The following is a 19,676-nucleotide window of genomic DNA, read 5'->3' as shown; positions in this document are numbered from 1 at the left end:
AGTAAAGAGTCTACTATTCATCCTCCATTTTGAACACGCTCTTTAAACTTTTTTCTCTAATCTGTAAACATATGCCAATATTTCAGCAACAGCCTGGTAAAATTCCTCCGGTATAATGTCATCAATATCAATTGCGCTATGTAGTGCTCTTGCAAGTTGTCTGTCTTCAACTGTTATCACACCATTTGCCTTAGCAATTTCTTTTATTTTTAAAGCTATTTGATCTGCCCCTTTTGCAATGACATAAGGAGCTGCAGCCTTTTCTTCATCGTATTTAATGGCAATTGCATAATGTGTAGGGTTTGTAATAACAACATCTGCTGTTGGCACCTCACTCATCATACGTCTTGTTGCCATCTGCCTTTGTCTTTCTTTAATTTTGGATTTAATTAAGGGATCACCCTCAATATTTTTATATTCATCCTTAACATCCTGTTTCGACATTTTCATATTCTTTTCAAAATCATAGCGCTGGTAGGCATAATCAAAAACAGATAAAAATAGTAAAGCAATGGTTGCTGATATCCCCATGATGACAGTAACTCTTCCAAAAAAAGCCAATGCATTTTCAGCATTTTTAAAGGCAAGCATCATCATTTCATCTTTGTAAATCCAGATAACCATAAATGTAATAACACCGATAAAAACAATTTTTAAGAATGACTTTAGTAATTCAACAATAGCTCTTATTGAAAATATGCGTTTTGCCCCTTGAATTGGATCGATTTTTTTCAAATCAAGTTTTAATGGTTCTGTTGTGAACAAAAATCCAATTTGCATAAAGTTGGAAGCAAGTCCGGCAATAATAGCAATTATCATAATTGGTGCAAGCATTATTGCAACTTCAACTGCTGCCCCGGAAAAAATTTGATGAACACTATTTTCAGTCACATCCCAGTGAATAAATTCTGTAAAGGTTTGTTCATATAATGTTGTCATCGTATTTTTCATTGAACTGCCAAAAACTATTAATATAATAAATACAAATAATAGAAGAAAAGCAGTATTAATATCCTGGCTTTTGGCAACCTTCCCTTTTTTACGTTCATCCTGTCTTTTCTTCGGAGTTGCTTTCTCAGTTTTTTCACCTGCAAAAAATTGTAGATCCATCTTTAATTGCAAGTTAAGCACCTCCGAATAGTTGCATTAATCCCCTCATCGTATCAAACATTGTTTCAAATAAACTTTTAATCAGAACAATATACAAACTGAGGAATAATAAAATCACAATAAAACTTACCAAAATTTTCAAGGGCAGACCTACAACAAATACATTCAACTGTGGAACAGCTCTGGCTATTATTCCTAAAGCTACATCTACCAAAAACAGACAGCCGACAATTGGGATAGCCATTTGAAATGCAATGAGAAACATTTTATTAAATGCATCGATAATAAAATCAGCAATGGATCCATCTGTAAAAGGTATAAATGCATCGATTGGTATAAAATTATAACTATTAAAAATTCCATCTATTAACAAATGATGACCATTAACCGATAATAGAAATAACAATGCAATAATATAAAAATACTGTCCGGTTAAAGGACTTTGTGCACCTGTTTGAGGATCCATTACGTTTGCAATGGCAAAACCCATTTGAAAATCAATAAATCCTCCCGCAATCTGTACAGCTGATAAAATAATATAGGCTATTAAACCAATTAATAAACCAACAAGCGCTTCTTTTACAAGTAGAAAAATGTACATTTCATCAATTAAAATAGTTGTTGCATCAACTGTATAAAACATAATAAAAGCTAAAAAGAAACTAAATCCTATTTTAAATGGTGTTGGTATTGTCCGATATGAAAATAAAGGGAGTGTAACGAAAAAAGCAGCTACCCGGACAAAAATGAGTAAAAACACAGGGATACTATTCAAATTAATTACTTCCAGCATAATCTAACCTACAAACTGATTTAAATTTTGAAACAAGTCAGTGGTGAACTCGATCATTTTTGTAAGCATCCATGGGCCAAAGAAAATAAGGCCCACTAAAACGGCTACTATTTTGGGAATAAAGGCAAGGGTTTGTTCCTGTATTTGTGTTGTTGCCTGAAATATACTTACAAGCAGTCCGACAGCCAGTGCTAGAATAAGCAACGGTCCAGATACAAGCAAAACCGTGTAAATTCCTTTTTCTGCTAATGACAAAACAAATTCACTACTCAAGCAACATAACCTCCTTCTCCTTTATCTCTTCAATCAGCATTAAAAGCCGTCCAACAATGAATGTGTAATCAAATACCAGCCATCAACTAACACGAATAATAATATTTTAAATGGCAGGGATATCATTACAGGTGGCAGCATCATCATTCCCATTGACATTAAAACACTGGCTACAGCCATATCAATGATTAGAAATGGAACAAAAATCATAAAACCCATCTGGAATGCTGTTTTTAATTCACTGATTGCAAAAGCAGGAACAAGTGTGGTTAGCGGAATATCCTGTAAACTCTCTGGTTGTTCCAGTTCAGCATAATTCATAAATAATGCCAGGTCCTTTTGCCTCGTATGTTTTGCCATAAACTCTTTCATTGGGATACTTGCTTCTTCATAAGCTTCATCCAGCGTGATTTCCTCATCAAAAAGAGGTTGTAATGCCCCATCATAAACCTCTCCAAATACCGGTGCCATAATAAAGAATGTGAGAAACAAAGCGATCCCCACCAATACCTGGTTAGGCGGCATTTGTTGTGTCGCCAGCGAAGTTCTTACAAATGATAGAACTATTATAATTCTGGTAAAGCTGGTCATTAAAATTAAGATACTTGGTGCTAACGATAAAACAGTTAATAACAGCAGTAATTTAACCGATGTCGAAATATTTGAAGGATCTGAACTGGAAAACATATCTATAAATTCATTCATACTTATCTTCCTTCTGTTTCTGTTGATTGATTAGTTTGGTTCTGTTTGCTTTAAGTTTATCCAGTTCACTAGAAAATAGATTTTTAAAATCCTTTTTCGATTGATCATTGCTATTATTTTCCCCATTGGCCTTACGCTGGAATAAAGATGTTACGAGCGCACCCGCATTATAAGTGTCTGTATCTCCATCACGATCCAGTAAATCCTTTATTACTTCTTCATCTGTAATCTCCTGTAGCATTTCGACATTTTCGCCAACACCTATTAAATAAAAGCTATTTCCCAAACGAATAATTTGAATGGATTTATTCTGACCGACAGACACGCCACCCAGATTCTCCAAAGCTTTTATCTGCTGAAATAATTTATTGCGTTTACCCAAAAACTTTAATAGTAAATAAATAAGTGCAAGAATAAGCAATAAAGCAAAAAACATTTTTATTAAATCAAATAATAATGATCCATTACTTCCGACATTTGCTTGCGTGTCATTTTCACTGGATTCAGGCTCATTAGGTGTTGTCCCATTATCCTTATCTTCATGGTCTTCATCTTTCAACCAATCATCTACACTTTCTGCCTCAACCTGAATAGTAAATGTGATAAGAAAAAGGCCAATGATACAGATACTTAAAAATCTTTTAATCAACATACTCACTCGTTTCTTAACTTAAAGCCTTTTGAATCGCCTCAATTACTCTGTCTGCCTGAAAGGGCTTCACGATAAAATCTTTTGCCCCTGCCTGAATGGCATCAATTACCATTGCTTGCTGTCCCATGGCCGAGCACATAATTATTTTTGCATTGGAATCTATTTGTTTAATATTCTTTAATGATGTAATTCCATCCATTTCCGGCATGGTAATATCCATCGTTACTAGATCTGGTGATAACTCTTTAAACTTCTCGACTGCATCTGCTCCATCCTGTGCTTCGCCAACTACTTCAAATCCGTTTTTTGTCAAAATATCCTTAATCATCATTCGCATAAATGCTGCATCATCTACAATTAAAATACGCTGTGCCATTGTAAATCCCCCTTGTATAACTATTATTTTAGATTCATTAAACGATCAGTTTGACTGATTATATCTGTTACCCTTACTCCAAAGTTTTCATCAATTACAACAACTTCTCCTTTGGCAATCAGTTTTTCATTTACTAAAATATCCACAGGCTCACCCGCTAATTTATCCAATTCAATGATGGAACCAGCGGATAAATCAAGAATATCCTTAATGGTACGCTTGGTTCTCCCAAGTTCTACTGTAACCTTCAATGGTATATCCAATAACAGGTCAAGATTCCGTTGTTCTGCTTTGTTTAATTCCACTTGATTAAAGGTTGAAAAGGCTGCTTGCTGGATCGTTGAATTATTTTGATCGATATTCTTACCTAAATATTGTGGTGTTTCCTGCTTCACTTCTGTTTGAACTTCAGGTTCAGCCATCTGTTTGACTGGTTTTTCAATTTCCTCCACAGCTGGTGCCATTTCACGTTCAGCAGGCTCATCATCATTAAGCAATTGGCTAACAAGCTGTTTTGCAAAGTTAATCGGTATTAACTGCATAATATTTGAATCTATTAAACTTCCTACCTTTAATTGAAAAGAAACCTTTACATAAGCATCTTCTTCAAAAATGGTACCATCATCTTCAGTTTTAATAGTCGGTGGTGAAATATCCACCTTTTTATTAAAAACAGTAGACATACTTGTTGCTGCAGCACCCATCATCTGGTTCATCGCTTCCTGTACTGCACTAAGATGTATGTCATTTAATTCTTCCTCAGGAGCTGTACCGTCACCACCAAGCATAATATCTGAAATAACAGCAGCATCCTCCTGCTTAATCACCAATAAATTATTCCCGGTAAAACCATCGATATAATTCACTTGAATACTCACAGGTTCAAAAGTAAATTCTTTATCCAGCTCATTCTTTTGTATAACAGAAACTTCTGGTGTAGTGATTTCCACCTTTTGATTTAACAGCATGGATAATGTTGTTGCAGAACTGCCGAATGAAATGTTGCCAATCTCTCCCAGCGTATCCTCTTCAATGTCCAATAAATACGCAGGTTCATTTGTATGTAAACTATCATCATTTTCTTCATCATCAGAACTAATATTTAAAAGTGCATCAATTTCATCCTGAGAAAGCATACCATCATTCATTATTTACGTTCACCCCTTTAATTTCTTCCAATACTTGCACTGACATCTTATTTTTATACGTGCCAGGCTGTACATAAAATTTAGGTTCATTATTAACTGCCAATGTAAGTGGATGATCTATTGGTTGGTTTAATGTTATCACATCATTTTTGTCTAAATTTAAAAATTCCTGTATATTAATGCTCGCTTCACCCAGAATTGTTTTTGCTTCAATTTCAGCATGTTGAATACTTTTGGAAATTTTTTCATATGCATTAATGTCCCTATTTTTAGTAGCCGTCTGCATCCAATAATGAACAGATAACTTTGATATAATTGGTTCCAGCACAATATGTGGAATACAAATGTTAATCATCCCACTCGTTTCCCCTATTGCTGTATTTAACGAAACCACAACAACTGTTTCATTTGGTGACACCAATTGTAAAAATTGCGGATTTACTTCAAAGTCTTCTAGAATAGGATCTATTTCGACGATAGAAGACCATGCTTCCTGCAGATTACCTATCGCTTTTTCAAAAAGCTGTGACATCAGTAATGTTTCAATTTCTGTCAAGCTGTCCACTTTATTAACACTATTTCCTTTTCCTCCAAGAATCCGGTCCAGCAGGGCATATGCGATATTGGGATTTACTTCCAATATCAATCTTCCATCAAGTGGGGCAACACTATACACATTCAGCACAGTCATTTTAGGAACAGATCTAACGAATTCCTCATATGGCAGCTGATCTACAGAAGCAACCGAAATATTAACATATGTTCTTAATTGTGCAGAAAAAAATGTCGTTAACAAGCGTGCGTAATTTTCATGAATTCTAGCTATACTTCGAATTTGATCTTTGGAAAAACGAAGTGCCCTTTTAAAATCATATACACGTACTTTTGGTTCATTTTCTTCTTTTTTTAATTCATCTGCATCCATTTCACCTGAAGTGATCGCAGATAATAGAGCATCAATCTCATTTTGCGAAAGGACTTCATCCACCAAAAACACTCACCTCCAAATTGGAGCATTCCTTATTCATTATTGAAGTATTTTATTTATCGTATAGACATCTGTTATCCTACCATCTGTCATAACTTCATTTAACTTGGTCTGTACAACATCTTCCAGGTTGGACAGGCCGGTTTTAAAATCTTCTTCTGTTAATTTTGCCAATTCTTTTATTAAGATATTTTTTAGTTGAAAATCACGTTTGCTTATTTCTTCTTTTGCATCTTTTCCATCTGTCAAAATTTGAAATTGTATCCGGACAAAGCTTCCATCTTTCAGATCTGTCGTAACCTCCGGAGATTGGTAGGAATGCTCTATGATCTCATCAATAGATACAGCTTGTCCCTTATTTTCTTCACCATTTACACCCCATATAACAACCAGTGCAATTGAGCCCCCTATTAATAGAATTGCTAAAGACGTAACCATTGTTTTTACCAATCTATTCACCAGTCTCACCTGCCTTATTAATTGCTTTTTGAATTCCAATTTCCTGATAGTATGCTGTAATCTTATGGACAACTTCAATCTCAGCATCTTTAACAATCAGTTTCTTTCCATTTGTTAATGTAATGGTTGTATCCGGTAATGATTGAATCTGTTCAATCATGATGGCATTCAAATTAAAGGGGTCTCCATTTAAACGTGTTAGTTGAATCATAATGTTGGCGGGAGCACCCAAATCTAATTAGGCACCCCCTACCTCCCTATTTATTATCGTTTTAAGTTAACAAGCTCTTGCAGAATCTCATCAGACGTTGTGATAATTCTAGTATTCGCCTGGAATCCACGCTGTGCTGTGATCATTTCAGTGAACTCTTCAGCTAGGTCAACGTTGGACATTTCGAGTGCACCACTGACGATGGATGCAGTACCTTCAGTTTCTGGGGTAACTAAATTCTCAGCTAAACCAGCATTGGGTGAATTTATAAACAGGTTACTTCCAGCTTTTTCAAGACCTGATGGGTTGGAAAAACTAGCTAATAGGATTTGTCCTGCTACTATTGTTTCATTGTCTTCATTTACATAATTAACAGTACCATCTGTTTGTATGCTGAAGCTTTTTGCAGTTTCTGGTATACTCAAATTACCTATCCCAGTTGTTATTTCTCCATTGTCATCTGCAGTAAATCCTCTTAGATAATATCCATCCGGATTAACAATATTATCATTATCATCTAAATAAAAATTACCTGCCCGTGTATAATACGTTGAATCATCTGCATCTTGTAAGACAAACATCCCATCCCCTTCAAGTTGAAGGTCAAGCGGATTATTTGTCGTTTGACGAAATCCTTGTGTATGAATATTATCAATTGTCCCCATCTGTGATCCCAAACCAACCTGCATTGGATTAACCCCGCCGCGTGTTGCTGTTGGCCCTTGTGCACCTGCAGTTGTTTGACTCATCATATCCTGAAAGGTAACTCTTCCTTTTTTAAAGCCTGCTGTATTCACATTGGCAATATTATTACCAATTACATCCAGCTTTGTCTGAAAATTTTTCATACCTGAAATCCCTGCATACATTGAACGTAACATTTTATTTATCCCCTTTTTTGGTTAAATATTAATTGCTGTATCCATCAGTCAACAGCTTTATTGGCCTCCCAAAAGGGTCCAGCCTAGTCGTTTATTAAAATTGTTCCATTAATATTTGTAAAAATTCTGCTTGTTGCTTCTTCACGATCCATTGCAGTCACAACCGTATTATTTTTTGCACTTACAAGTAATGCAGCATGATTCATAACAACTAATGAATCGGTTATGCCTTTTTGCTTTGCTTCCTTCATTTTTTCTCCAATTGTCTGCCATTGCTGCTCATTAATATGAATATTTCTTTCATTCAAACGCTCTGTAGCATGTTTACTAACTTTTAAAGATTGCTGATCTGCTAAAATATCTTTAAAATTTGTATTCGTTTGATTCGATTTCGGCTTTTGTACAGTTGGAAATTGCAAAGCTTGCTGCTGTGGTACTTGATGAATGCGATGATCCATATTATTCACTTCCTTTTACCGATACCTCAGCTTCCCCGTTTTCTCCGCCAGAATTTGGTGTACCAATTTTCAAAATTGCATCAGCATATATTTGCTCACCGTTCTCCAGTTCTAATATAGCCCAGCCTTCTTTTTGACTGACAGCAACAACACTACTTGATTCCACATCCAGTTTTTCTCCTGTTTCCTGATCATAAGCCTGGTAGGAAATCTCTTTACCAATCATATGGCTATATTGAATTACCGGTGACATTAATTGACTTTGTACAAGTGTATCGATTGATTCTGCCATATTCATCGTTTGTTCCAATTGCGAGAATGTAGCCATTTGCGAAATAAACGCTTTATCATCCATTGGACTTAATGGATCCTGGTTTTGCAGTTGCGTCATTAATATTTTTAAAAATTCATCCTTACCAAGATTATTACTTGGAGTTCTTGTAGTACTTTGGTTACTTAAATATAACGATGGATCTATTGTTGTCATTCTACTCACCTACACTTTCTCATTCATTAATAAATCCTGAAATTTCGTTTCAAAATTATTCCCTGATTGTTGCTTATCATCTTTATCTGAGTGCTCAGATTGATTTTGCTCATGATCCGCTAATTGCTCGTCACTTTTTCCCTTCTGCACATCCTGACCTTGTTGTACTGTTGCTTCCTGCTTTTCAACCACTACCTGATGTGGTGAAAACATATTTCGTAATTGATGCATATTTGATTCGAGCATTTCTTTGGCAGCTTGGGATGTAACCATAATTTTTACAGCCATTTCTCCATTTATCTGTGTAAAGCGAACCATCATTTCACCCAGGTTATCCGGACGTAATGTTATATTTAATTGATTTGTCCCATTTGGCATACTTAAGAATCTGCTAGATTTCATTATCTTCTCAAATTGTTCGATGACCTGCTGATTGTTAGTATGTGAGCTTTGTGTTTGATTCAGATGAATAACATACTGTTCTAACCTAGATATTGGCTGTGTCGATGTTGTAATGGTTTGATGACCAATCACTCTATCGATTTGACCGTGATTATCCAGAGCTTTTGATATCCATTTAGCTACATCCACATTTGTCACTTTAGCATCACTATTGTATTGCTGCTTCTGAGCCAATTGATTCCTCTTTTGAAAAGCTTGCAGCAAATTGTTCCAAACAGTTTGCTCTTTTGAAGCTTCATTTTTTAATGATCCATTTACAGCATCTAATACATGACTTCCAGCCATTCTTTTTTCCAATGCTGTCCATTGCTGTAATAACTCTAAAATCTTCGGTGCTGCTTTTGTGATATCTTTTTGGTTACTCATTTGAGTTAAAATTGCTTCAACCTTGGCAAAAATATCAGTAAATTGTTTTTGTATCTGAGTCATATTCGCTTCATCAACATATCCTTGACCAAGTGAAGGGATTACTTGCTTTGAAACAAAATTATCAATAGTACTATTAGTTTTAGTTTCTGTTAATAAATAATTCCTTAGCATTTTTTCTAATTCTTCAGATCCTGTTGTCATATTCTTTAAAGATTGTAATTCTGCTAGCATATTATCAATATTTGCCACATTCGATTCAGGATTTGCTTCATCTGTTAATTTATTTAAGTAGCTTTCCAGTTCATCTGATCCATTAACCATGGAACTCAAAAACTCTCGTAAATCTGTTAATAAGTTATCCGTATTTTTCATGCCATGATCATTTACTTGTAACCTATTACCAGTTGCTTTCTCTCCCTTAGTTTGCACATCACCTAACAATGACTGAAATAAAACCGTGTTTTCACCTGTGGTTTTCCCTTTTGAATCGCCGTGCAGTGTTTTCGGTGATTGTACGGATTGGAATAGCATTCCGATTGCGTTCATTTTCTCTCTCACCCCCTTTCAAGTGGTTACCTCTGATCATTCACCACTATTAATAAACAACTGGGTTAAATCGGCTGCATTTTCAGCATCCATTGCTTCCAGAATCTCACCACGGACTTTATTTGAAACTTCTTTTAAGATGGAAACTGCTATATCGTTATCCAAATTCTGAATAATTAATGCAGCCTGTTCATTATCCATATCCTTAAAAGAACCTGATACTGTTTTAACTGTGCTGTTTGCTTGTTGCTCTTCATTATCAGCCTCGGAGCTTGCGCTAGTCATATTATTTTCCAGCTTGACTATTTCCTGCTCCAGATGTTCTATCGTTGCTTTTAAATCACTGTTTTCCTGACTTAATGCCTGAATCTCTGCATCCTTATTTTCCAATGTCGCTTGAGTCTTTTCTGTTTCCCGATCTATATTTTCTTCCTCCGGTGTTGTGATTAAAGACGAGATAACCGGAATATTATTTCCTTTGTCCTTTGCCCAATCAATTACATTAACACCTGCAACAGATAATATAATAATCGTTAAGGTTAATGTGACTAAGATTGGAATAATTATTGCAAAGAGAAACCAAAGAATTGGATTCATTTTTTTCTTTTCTGCTATTTTTTGCCTGGCCATTAGCTTCACCTGTTTTTGTTGGTTAGATATTGTTGAATCGAAATCTCATCCATCGCTAAATTTTCCATTTTACTTTCCGTGTCTGCTTTTGCTTTTTTTCGTATATCAATAATTTTTTCAAATTTCTTTACCTCTACATGGGCATCGGTTAATTGCAATTGCTTGGATTCCATAGCTGTTCTTGCATTTTGCACATCTTGCTGCAGACTCATAATTTGCGTATTTAACTTGTCAATATATGCTATCTGTTCTCTGATTTTATCCAAGGATGTAGTTGTTGAAATATATTCTTCATAGGATTCCTCAGCTGATTCTTTTTTTCTTAATAATGTATATAGTTGTGTTGCTACCTTTTCGAAAAAATCCATGGATTGATGATATGCTTTTTGCGCATCATTTTTTTCCTTTTCACGTACATTCAATATTTTTGATAATACGATAGTCTCAGCCACTAATTAGTACCTCCATAAATCAAAGCTTTCATCATTTTGATAGATTCATCAAGGGTTACATATTCGAATACTTCCTGTTCTAGAAACGCCTGTATTTTTGGATAATATAAAATTGCTTTATCTATTTCGTGATCTGTCCCACGTTTATACGCTCCAATTTGAATCAATTCACTATTTTCTTCATATGTAGCCATAAGGGAACGCATTTCCTGGGCGATTTCCTTATGATCCTGACTTGCTATCTGATTCATCACTCTGCTTATTGATTTCAGGACATTAATAGCTGGAAATTGACCACGTTCAGCCAATTTACGATCCATTACAAAGTGACCATCGAGTATTCCTCTAACTGTATCTGCTATCGGTTCATTCATATCATCCCCATCAACAAGTACCGTGTAAAATGCGGTGATGGTCCCATGCTCATTCGTACCTGTTCGCTCTAATAGTTTTGGCAATGTTGCGAATACAGAAGGGGTATAGCCTTTCGTTGTTGGTGGCTCACCTGTTGCAAGTCCTATTTCTCTTCCTGCCATTGCAACCCTTGTTACAGAATCCATCATTAAATTCACCTGAAGCCCAAGATCTCGAAAGTATTCACTAATAGCAGTCGCTGTATAAGCACCTTTTATCCGCATTAAAGCAGGTTGATCAGATGTTGCTACAACTACAATTGATTTTTTTAAACCTTCTTCACCCAGATCCTTTTCGATAAATTCCCTTACCTCACGCCCACGTTCACCTATTAATGCAATTACATTAATATCTGCACTGCTATTTCTGGCAATCATCCCGAGCAGGGTACTTTTTCCAACGCCACTACCGGCAAAGATTCCAATTCGCTGGCCTTTTCCAACTGTTAGAAGTGAATCAATCGCTTTTACACCAACCTGTATAGGTTCAGCTATTGGTGGGCGAAGCATCGGATTTGGTGGAGATTGTTCTGTCTGGTAATTCGATAAACCTTTTGGCAATGGGGATTCATCCAAATTCTTACCTAATGAGTTAACAACCTTACCAATCAGGCCTCGTCCTATTTTTACACTTAACGGTTTACCTGTAGATTCTACTAAACAGCCAGGTCCGATCTCATTTACTTCTGAATATGGCATGAGAATGATTTTTTCATTATTAAAACCAACTACTTCTGAAAGAATAGGAGCCTTATTATTGGAAGAAGTATGTATATAACAAACTTCTCCAATATTTGCTTCTGGCCCCTGTGATTCAATCATAAGCCCGACTACTTGTAGGACTTTACCATACCGTTTATATGTATCTGCCTGTTCAATTGCAGAAAGATAATGCTGTATATTCATTGCTTATTCTCCATTGCTATTTCATGTAAAACAGTTCGAATCTCTTCAAGCTGTGTGTCGATACCAGCATCAATTTGACCGAAGGGGTGCTGTATCAAACAGCTATTTTCATCCAGCTCGTCATTCATATAAATGGATAGTTTTGTATCATTCTCCAGAATATGCAGTAATTCATCTTTTTGTTTTAAAACAAATTCATATTTTTCAGGATGTAAATAGATTGAAATAACAGATTGATCGGTTATTTCTTTAATTGCAGCTTTTACTATTCTTAGAAATGATGATGGATCTGTCTCCAGTTTTTCTTTAATTATTTTCTCTGCTGTGTGGATAGATAGGTTTAATATGGTATTTTCGCTTTTTTCAATGGTAGAGTGATAATCTTTGATCACTAAATCCGTTATTGAATTTGCCTTGGTCAATAATTCTTCGTATTGCTTCAGGCTTTCTTCTTTTCCAAGTGCAATACCGGCAGTATGCCCTTCTTCTTTTGCTTTTTCGATATAGAGTTGTTTTTCTTTACTCCAATTTTCTTTTTCAACCTCTATTTCTTTTTTTGTTTCATTAAGCAGTTTTTCTTTTTGTTGTATTAGACTTTGTAATTCATTTTTTGCAATCTGCAATTCATTTTGAATCTCATTAATTCCCTCATTTTCAGTTGGAATTGGGTCTTTTTTTAAAACTTCAATTGGTTTAATCTGGATAACTTTATTATTGTGGGTCCCGGTATTAGACAATAATGTCGTCACCTCCACCACGTGCGATAACAATCTCACCAATATCTTCCAACCTTCGTATAATGCCCACAATTCTCGTTTGTGCTTCTTCAACGTCTTTTAATCTTACTGGTCCCATATATTCCATTTCTTCTTTAAATGTCTGGGCCATTCGCTGGGACATATTCTTAAAGACAATATCTTTGACCTCATCACTGGCAACTCTTAGAGACAGGCGTAAGTCTTCATTTTCAACTTCACGTATAACCCTTTGAATTGCCCGATTATCCAGAATTACAATATCTTCAAATACAAACATCCGTTTCTTAATTTCATCAGCCAGTTCAGGATCCTGAATTTCAAGTGCATCAAGTATCGTTCTTTCTGTACTTCTGTCAACACCATTTAAGACTTCAACCACAGCTTGTATACCACCAGTCTGTGTATAGTCTTCTGTTAGTGAAGAGGATATATTCCTTTCAAGAACCTGTTCCACCTGACTGATAATTTCAGGTGATGTCGAGTCCATTGTTGCGATCCGTCTCGCTATATCTGCCTGCATTTCCTGTGGCAATTCAGATAATATTTGACCAGCCTGTTCAGAATCAAGGTAGGATAAAACCAGAGCAATTGTTTGTGGGTGTTCTCCTTGAATGAAATTCAAAACCTGCTGTGGATCAGCTTTTCTGGCAAAGTCAAATGGTCTTACCTGCAAGGAAGATGTCAGGCGATTAATAATGTTTGAGGCTTCCTGTTGACCAAAAGCCTTTTCCAGTACTGTTTTCGCATAACCGACCCCACCCTGGGAGATATAATCCTGAGCCAAAGCTATTTGGTGAAACTGATCAAGAACATCCTCTTTTAAACTGGAATCCACCTTTTTAACTGAGGAGATTTCCAAACTTAGTTTTTCAATTTCCTCTTCTGTTAAATGTTTATAAACCTGTGCGGACACATCCGGACCTAAGGAAATTAATAGAATAGCTGCCTTCTGCTTTCCTGTTAATGCATTTTTAGTTCTTGCCATTTAAATTCACTCCTACTCTTCCCCGATCCAACTTCTTAAAAGCTTCGCAAATTCTTCCGGCTTTTCCTTCGCTATTTTCTCCAGTTGTTTTCTGCGAATAACTGATTCTGAGTCTTGATTTTCAGGCATTTCTGGAATTTCCAGGCTTGATTCAGCAGTAATTGCTTCTTCCATAACTTCCTCTATTTCATCTTCTTTTTTATTACGAATCAAAAGAAGAACAATTAATATAATAATAATTAACAGTAATACTGCTCCTGCAATATACAGCCATAAAGGAATTACCGGAGATGATGGCTGTGGCACAGCACTATCACCATTAAATTCCTGAAAAACAATGGAAAACTTTTCTTCCGGTATTACTTCTCCATATTCTTTATCAATTGAAGTACCAATAATTGATTCTAATATGGAAGAAATACCTGCCTCGACCGTATTTTCATCTGCTTGTGTTAAATATTGAGGTTCATTTCCATCTGAATCTATTACACTGTCAACGGCAACCTGAATACCTAAGTCACGAACCTTATATGGACTTTCAACAATGTTTTTGCGAATACGGTTAAACTCATTGTTAATTGTTTCTTTTGCTAATTCATACTCACCATTGTCTCCACCCTCTTCAGCTGGATAATTCGGAACGTCACCCTCACCAGTTCCAGGTTCCCCACCTACAGGAGGATTTCCAGAATAGGTTTCCTGAATGGTTTCAATACTTACAGGCAGTCCTTCCATATTCTCAAGATCTACAGGTTCCACAAGCTCTTCCGTACGATTTTCCTGGGTAAAGTCTATATCCGATGTAACGGAAACAATGACATTTTCCCCACCTACCATTGCCCCAAGCATTTGCTGTAGCCTTCTTTGTATATCACGTTCGATATCTTTTTTAACTGTTTGCTGATATGTATGTGCATCTTGAGTCCCAAACGCTGTTTGAGAGTTGCGATCGTAATATTCAAAGTACTGATTCATAATTACGATGTTATCCTGCGGCAAATTAGGTACAGCTTTTGAAACGAGATGGTATAGTGAGTCAATTTGATTCCCTTGAAACTGGTAACCAGGCTGTGTATTGATCACAATAGAAGCACTCGCCTGTTCAGTGGACTCACTCACAAATACAGGATCTTCAGGCATATTAATCATTACTTTTGCATTTTCAATTCCTTCAATGCTTTTCATCAGATTAGCAAGCTCTGTCTGCATTGCATCAAGCTTCATAATATTAAATTCATTATCTGTTATTCCCCATGAGGTATTTTCACTAAAAAATGAATAATCGATGTTGCCACTGTTTGGGATCCCCTGCCCGGCGAGATCCACCAAAAGTGTATCCACTTGTGCTTCCGGTACAGTAATAGTTTTACCGCCATCCTGCAGTTCATAAGGAATTCCTCTAGCATCTAATTCTGTTTTTATTTGACCGACTTCCTGTAAAGATAAATTATTATATAATGGAACAAATTTGGTACTGGAAGTAAATAAAGCTATCCCAACAATTAATAGAATCAGAATTAGAATAGACCCAACAAAAACTCCTTTTTGACTTTTTGTCCTATTTGTCCAAAAAGCAGTACCTTTTTCTTTCCATTTTGCCATTTTTTCTTTCATATATTCCCCCACCAAAACATTAGAAAACTTGGCATACGCCAACGCTTTAGGCGTATGCTCATAGCTTGCACTTATGCAGTAAGAAAGTAGTTATACTTTCTTAACTGCCAAAAATAAAATGCCTTGTAAATAGCGTGTTTAGATATGTAATTTATAAAATCACACCTGCATACGCATAATTTCATTATAGGCATCAATTGCTTTACGTTGTATTTGCACCGTAGTTTCTAATGTAATACTTGCTTTTTGGGCAGTAATCATTACATCATGCAGATCATCAACACTGCCATTTGCTAATTGTTGTGTTTTTTCATCTGACGTGAGCTGTGCATTGTTAACTCCTTCAATGGCTGTTTTTAAAACATTAGCAAAATTAGCCTGTGCAGCGCCTGGTGACATTACAGGTTTAGCAACCTCAGAAACAGGCATTGTCGTTTGAGGTATCGAATTCAGTAGTAAATTATTCATTTTTTAGTTTCTCCCAACTAGTCTATTTTCCAATTTCCAATGCTTTCATAAGCATAGTTTTACTGGCGTTTAATGACGTTATATTTGCTTCATAGGATCTGGTGGCACTCATCATATCCACCATCTCTTTTAACGGATCAACATTTGGCAATTGTACATATCCTGCTTCGTTAGCGTCCGGATGAGATGGATTGAATACAAGTTTAAAGGGTTCATCGTCTTCTATGATTTCGGTTACTTTAACACCTGAGGACCCATTAGCATTTGCTGCTTTATGTAAAAATGATTTAAAACTTTGATTTTGTGGTTCCATAACTACCGTTTTTCTGCGATAAGGATCATACTCCCCATTTTCATTTATCGTAGCCCTAGTTGTTTGGGCATTAGCAATATTGGAAGAAACAACATCCATTCTGAGCCGTTGTGCTGTCAATGCACTTGCACTTGAATTAATAGCATTAAATATTGACATGGTTAATTTCCTCCCCGAATAACACTTTGAAGACTGCTGAATTTACCGTTGATTCTGTCAACCAACGCCTGATAATAAATTTGATTTTTAGCTAGTTCAGCCATTTCCTTATCAACATCAACATTATTACCGTTATGATTATACATCGTATTATTTTTTGCGATAGTTTGATAAGGTGAATGATTAATTGAGTTAAATGGCAAATGTCTTTCATTTGTTCGTTTGGCTTCAAGTGAATTTGCAACTGCATCATTTAAAGCATCTTTAAAAACTACATCTTTGGCTTTATAGTTTGGTGTGTCGATATTTGAAATATTTGTAGAAATTGCTCGATTTTTTGCCGTAGCATAATTGAGCGATTTTTCCAATGTGCGAATTGTCCCACCAAATAATTCCAATTAAATTCCTCCTATTAAACCTTATAAACAACAGTCATAAAGTTTATTACATCTACGAACATTGTAAATTATATCACAACTAAAGTCTATTCTATTTCGACATTTTCTTTAAAATGAAAAATAAATAGTTATATATTACTAGGTAAAATTAAGTAACAAAATGTCTTTATGTGGAAGGAAAATCAGTTAAAATCAAAAACAGAATAGTAATACGTGAATTTTATGTCGAAATTCAATATAGAAAATGAATTTTATACCATTTGTTTTTTATATAAAACATTTTAAAGTCTTTACACTTATTATTATAAATGGATACAAAAGTAATGTATGTGAAATAAATTACAATAAGATGACATTTTAAACACACTAAAAAAACCAGGTTTCCCTGGTTTTTTTAACTTTTTCTATAATTATCTTGAACGTAGTTTTTCAAGCTCTACTAAGAATTTATCGTTTAGGACCTTAATATAGGTTCCTTTCATTCCAAGTGAACGGGATTCAATAACCCCAGCACTTTCAAGCTTTCTTAGCGCATTTACAATTACAGATCTTGTAATTCCTACTCTATCTGCAATTTTACTTGCTACAAGAAGTCCTTCATTTCCGTTTAACTCTTCGAAAATATGGTCAATTGCTTCCAATTCACTGTAAGAAAGTGAACTGATCGCCATTTGTACTACTGCTTTACTTCTTGCTTCCATTTCAATTTCTTCTGTTTTCTCATGTAAAATTTCCATACCAACAACGGTTGCACCATATTCAGCGAGTAATAGATCATCATCATTAAAGCTTTCTGTAAGTCTTCCTAAAACAAGCGTTCCCAGACGTTCTCCTCCGCCAATAATTGGTACAATTGTTGTTAATCCATTTTTAAATAATTCACTGTTTTCAACAGGAAATACTGTATGTTTGCTTTCAATATCAAGGTTTGCTGTAGTTTCATGAATACTTGATAATCCTTGAATATACTCTTCAGGGAATTGTCTTTCCTCAAGCATTCCTTTCATTCTCTCATTTTCAATTTCCTGATTAATTGCAAAGCCTAATAATTTACCTCTTCTGCTGACAATATAAACATTTCCAGTGATTACATCTCTTAATGATGCAGACATGTCATTAAAATTTACCGATTTTCCTGTAGCCTTTTGCAGCATTGCATTAATTTTTCTTGCGCGATCTAATAGTTCCATAATGATTCTCCTTTTTATTCATAAAATTATAGTGGATGTTGAAAAATTTATTATAGTATAAATTGACTTAAATCTTTATTTTTTGCAATTGAACTTAGTTTTTCATCAACATAGGCGGGAGTGATTTCAATTTTATCCATATTAATATCCGGTGCTTCAAAGGATAGATCCTCCAACAGCTTCTCCAGAATCGTATGCAATCTTCTTGCCCCTATGTTATCAGTCTCCTGATTTACCTGAAATGCTATTTCAGCAATCCTTGTTATAGCTTCGTCTGTAAATTCAACATTTATACCTTCTGTTTGCAACAATGCCTTGTATTGTTTTAACAAAGCATTTGAAGGTTCATTTAAAATTCGCTTAAAATCCTCAATTGCCAGTTTTTCCAATTCAACACGTATTGGAAATCTTCCTTGCAATTCGGGAATCAAATCAGATGGTTTTACCATATGAAATGCTCCTGCAGCGATAAAAAGCATGTGATCTGTTTTTACTGGACCGTGTTTTGTAACTACTGTAGAGCCTTCTACAATTGGAAGAATATCGCGCTGGACACCTTCTCTAGAAACATTTGCTGAATTATCCTGCTTACCTGCCACTTTATCAATCTCATCAACAAAAATGATACCAGATTGTTCTGCCCGAAGGATAGCAACTTGTGCCGCTTCTTCCATATCAACCAGCTTCTGAGCCTCTTGCTGTGTTAAAACTTTTCTCGCTTCGGAAACTGGTAGCTTTCGTTTCTTTTTCTTTTTTGGCATAAACTGTCCAAGCGCATCCTGCATATTCATCCCCATTTGTTCCATACCCGAACCTTGCAGCATGTCAAACATGGATGGGGGTAATTCATCAATTTCAACTGTAACCATATTATCTTCAAGTTCACCGAGTGCAAGCTTGTGCTCCACACGTTTTCGCTTATTTTTTATTTCTTCATCTTTTTCGCTTTCTTTTTCACTGCCTGTTTCATCATCACTGTTCATTTGCTGAGAAAAAAGCATTTCAAATGGGTTTTTCATCGTTGATTCTTTTTTATCAGCTTGGGGTACTAACAGATTTATAAGTTTTTTATTCGCTTCCACTTCTGCTTTTCCTTTTACTTCATTCATTTTTTCCTCTTTAACCATTCGCAAAGCCATTTCAACAAGATCACGGACCATTGACTCAACATCACGACCAACATAGCCTACTTCTGTGAATTTTGTTGCTTCCACTTTAATAAATGGAGCTCCAACCAGCTTTGCCAGCCTTCGTGCTATTTCAGTTTTTCCTACACCTGTTGGACCAATCATTAAAATATTTTTAGGAACAATTTCTTCTTTGATTTTTTCATCAAGCTGCATTCTTCTATAACGATTTCTCAGTGCGATCGCAACAGACTTCTTAGCATTATCCTGTCCGATAATATATTTATCTAATTGACCAACAATTTGTTTTGGCGTGTAATCTATTCCCATGCTTTCAAAAGGCCT

25 protein-coding genes are annotated in these 19,676 nt (G+C 35.5%); all 25 read right to left on the bottom strand.

From position 1 onward, the window contains the following. Nucleotides 1–42: 42 nt before the first annotated feature. The 25 genes from flhB to hslU all read right to left on the bottom strand — a co-directional run bounded on the left by flhB (nt 43) and on the right by hslU (nt 19,661). Entirely contained in the window at nt 43–1,122 is a 1,080-nt protein-coding gene (flhB, locus tag CIL05_RS09075) for a flagellar biosynthesis protein FlhB (protein WP_095655212.1), read from the bottom strand. A gap of 1 nt (nt 1,123) precedes the next feature. Beyond that, nucleotides 1,124–1,903: a flagellar biosynthetic protein FliR gene (gene fliR / locus CIL05_RS09070; protein ID WP_095655211.1), complete on the bottom strand. Its 780-nt coding sequence runs from the start codon at nt 1,901–1,903 to the stop codon at nt 1,124–1,126. A 3-nt stretch (nt 1,904–1,906) separates the two neighbouring features. Next, nucleotides 1,907–2,176: a flagellar biosynthesis protein FliQ gene (fliQ, locus tag CIL05_RS09065; protein WP_095655210.1), complete on the bottom strand. Its 270-nt coding sequence runs from the start codon at nt 2,174–2,176 to the stop codon at nt 1,907–1,909. Between the two features lie 39 nt (nt 2,177–2,215). After that, the gene (gene fliP, locus CIL05_RS09060) at nt 2,216–2,881 is read right to left on the bottom strand and encodes a flagellar type III secretion system pore protein FliP (protein WP_095655209.1); all 666 of its coding nucleotides are present in this window, start codon (nt 2,879–2,881) and stop codon (nt 2,216–2,218) included. Continuing rightward, nucleotides 2,874–3,533: a flagellar biosynthetic protein FliO gene (locus CIL05_RS09055; RefSeq protein WP_095655208.1), complete on the bottom strand. Its 660-nt coding sequence runs from the start codon at nt 3,531–3,533 to the stop codon at nt 2,874–2,876. The genes fliP and CIL05_RS09055 overlap by 8 nt, the downstream gene beginning before the upstream one ends. A gap of 13 nt (nt 3,534–3,546) precedes the next feature. Next, complete coding sequence (gene cheY, locus CIL05_RS09050; RefSeq protein ID WP_095655207.1) at nt 3,547–3,909, bottom strand: chemotaxis protein CheY; 363 nt, start codon at nt 3,907–3,909, stop codon at nt 3,547–3,549. Nucleotides 3,910–3,932: 23 nt separating this feature from the next. Next, nucleotides 3,933–5,060 carry a flagellar motor switch phosphatase FliY gene (fliY, locus tag CIL05_RS09045; RefSeq protein WP_095655206.1) on the bottom strand — a complete coding sequence of 376 codons (1,128 nt, stop codon included), beginning with the start codon at nt 5,058–5,060 and terminating at the stop codon, nt 3,933–3,935. Continuing rightward, the gene (gene fliM, locus CIL05_RS09040; RefSeq protein WP_206207762.1) at nt 5,050–6,048 is read right to left on the bottom strand and encodes a flagellar motor switch protein FliM; all 999 of its coding nucleotides are present in this window, start codon (nt 6,046–6,048) and stop codon (nt 5,050–5,052) included. Before fliM ends, fliY begins: the two co-directional genes overlap by 11 nt. Before the next feature lie 36 nt (nt 6,049–6,084). Then, nucleotides 6,085–6,504 (bottom strand): flagellar basal body-associated protein FliL, encoded by a 420-nt coding sequence (gene fliL, locus CIL05_RS09035; protein ID WP_095655205.1) that lies wholly within the window; start codon nt 6,502–6,504, stop codon nt 6,085–6,087. Then, a complete protein-coding gene (locus tag CIL05_RS09030; RefSeq protein ID WP_095655204.1) occupies nt 6,497–6,715 on the bottom strand; it encodes a flagellar FlbD family protein in 219 nt (72 codons plus the stop codon). Before CIL05_RS09030 ends, fliL begins: the two co-directional genes overlap by 8 nt. Nucleotides 6,716–6,768: 53 nt before the next feature. Next, on the bottom strand, nt 6,769–7,596 hold the full coding sequence (flgG, locus tag CIL05_RS09025; protein ID WP_095655203.1) for a flagellar basal body rod protein FlgG: 828 nt from the start codon (nt 7,594–7,596) through the stop codon (nt 6,769–6,771). Between the two features lie 83 nt (nt 7,597–7,679). Beyond that, complete coding sequence (locus CIL05_RS09020; RefSeq protein WP_095655202.1) at nt 7,680–8,054, bottom strand: TIGR02530 family flagellar biosynthesis protein; 375 nt, start codon at nt 8,052–8,054, stop codon at nt 7,680–7,682. A 1-nt stretch (nt 8,055) separates the two neighbouring features. Next, the gene (flgD, locus tag CIL05_RS09015) at nt 8,056–8,541 is read right to left on the bottom strand and encodes a flagellar hook assembly protein FlgD (RefSeq protein WP_095655201.1); all 486 of its coding nucleotides are present in this window, start codon (nt 8,539–8,541) and stop codon (nt 8,056–8,058) included. A 9-nt stretch (nt 8,542–8,550) separates the two neighbouring features. Beyond that, the gene (locus tag CIL05_RS09010; protein WP_095655200.1) at nt 8,551–9,918 is read right to left on the bottom strand and encodes a flagellar hook-length control protein FliK; all 1,368 of its coding nucleotides are present in this window, start codon (nt 9,916–9,918) and stop codon (nt 8,551–8,553) included. A 36-nt stretch (nt 9,919–9,954) separates the two neighbouring features. Then, entirely contained in the window at nt 9,955–10,548 is a 594-nt protein-coding gene (locus CIL05_RS09005) for a MotE family protein (protein ID WP_095655199.1), read from the bottom strand. Between the two features lie 5 nt (nt 10,549–10,553). Further along, a complete protein-coding gene (gene fliJ, locus CIL05_RS09000; RefSeq protein ID WP_095655198.1) occupies nt 10,554–11,000 on the bottom strand; it encodes a flagellar export protein FliJ in 447 nt (148 codons plus the stop codon). Continuing rightward, nucleotides 11,000–12,319 (bottom strand): flagellar protein export ATPase FliI, encoded by a 1,320-nt coding sequence (gene fliI / locus CIL05_RS08995; RefSeq protein ID WP_095655197.1) that lies wholly within the window; start codon nt 12,317–12,319, stop codon nt 11,000–11,002. Before fliI ends, fliJ begins: the two co-directional genes overlap by 1 nt. After that, on the bottom strand, nt 12,316–13,056 hold the full coding sequence (fliH, locus tag CIL05_RS08990; protein WP_165769089.1) for a flagellar assembly protein FliH: 741 nt from the start codon (nt 13,054–13,056) through the stop codon (nt 12,316–12,318). The genes fliI and fliH overlap by 4 nt, the downstream gene beginning before the upstream one ends. Further along, nucleotides 13,049–14,062, bottom strand: a complete 1,014-nt coding sequence (gene fliG, locus CIL05_RS08985) for a flagellar motor switch protein FliG (protein WP_095655195.1) — start codon at nt 14,060–14,062, stop codon at nt 13,049–13,051. Before fliG ends, fliH begins: the two co-directional genes overlap by 8 nt. Nucleotides 14,063–14,074: 12 nt before the next feature. Beyond that, nucleotides 14,075–15,676 (bottom strand): flagellar basal-body MS-ring/collar protein FliF, encoded by a 1,602-nt coding sequence (gene fliF, locus CIL05_RS08980; RefSeq protein WP_095655194.1) that lies wholly within the window; start codon nt 15,674–15,676, stop codon nt 14,075–14,077. Nucleotides 15,677–15,835: 159 nt separating this feature from the next. Further along, entirely contained in the window at nt 15,836–16,105 is a 270-nt protein-coding gene (fliE, locus tag CIL05_RS08975; protein ID WP_240510151.1) for a flagellar hook-basal body complex protein FliE, read from the bottom strand. Between the two features lie 61 nt (nt 16,106–16,166). Further along, complete coding sequence (gene flgC / locus CIL05_RS08970) at nt 16,167–16,616, bottom strand: flagellar basal body rod protein FlgC (RefSeq protein WP_095655192.1); 450 nt, start codon at nt 16,614–16,616, stop codon at nt 16,167–16,169. A 2-nt stretch (nt 16,617–16,618) separates the two neighbouring features. After that, entirely contained in the window at nt 16,619–17,014 is a 396-nt protein-coding gene (gene flgB, locus CIL05_RS08965; RefSeq protein ID WP_095655191.1) for a flagellar basal body rod protein FlgB, read from the bottom strand. 410 nt (nt 17,015–17,424) lie between these two features. Further along, complete coding sequence (gene codY / locus CIL05_RS08960; protein ID WP_095655190.1) at nt 17,425–18,204, bottom strand: GTP-sensing pleiotropic transcriptional regulator CodY; 780 nt, start codon at nt 18,202–18,204, stop codon at nt 17,425–17,427. A 50-nt stretch (nt 18,205–18,254) separates the two neighbouring features. After that, the gene (gene hslU, locus CIL05_RS08955; protein WP_095655189.1) at nt 18,255–19,661 is read right to left on the bottom strand and encodes an ATP-dependent protease ATPase subunit HslU; all 1,407 of its coding nucleotides are present in this window, start codon (nt 19,659–19,661) and stop codon (nt 18,255–18,257) included. Between the last annotated feature and the right edge of the window lie 15 nt (nt 19,662–19,676).

The organism is Virgibacillus profundi (assembly GCF_002287375.1).
In the GTDB taxonomy this organism is placed as follows: Bacteria; Bacillota; Bacilli; order Bacillales; family Amphibacillaceae; genus Virgibacillus_K; species Virgibacillus_K profundi.
This window is presented reverse-complemented; position numbering and strand designations above follow the sequence as displayed.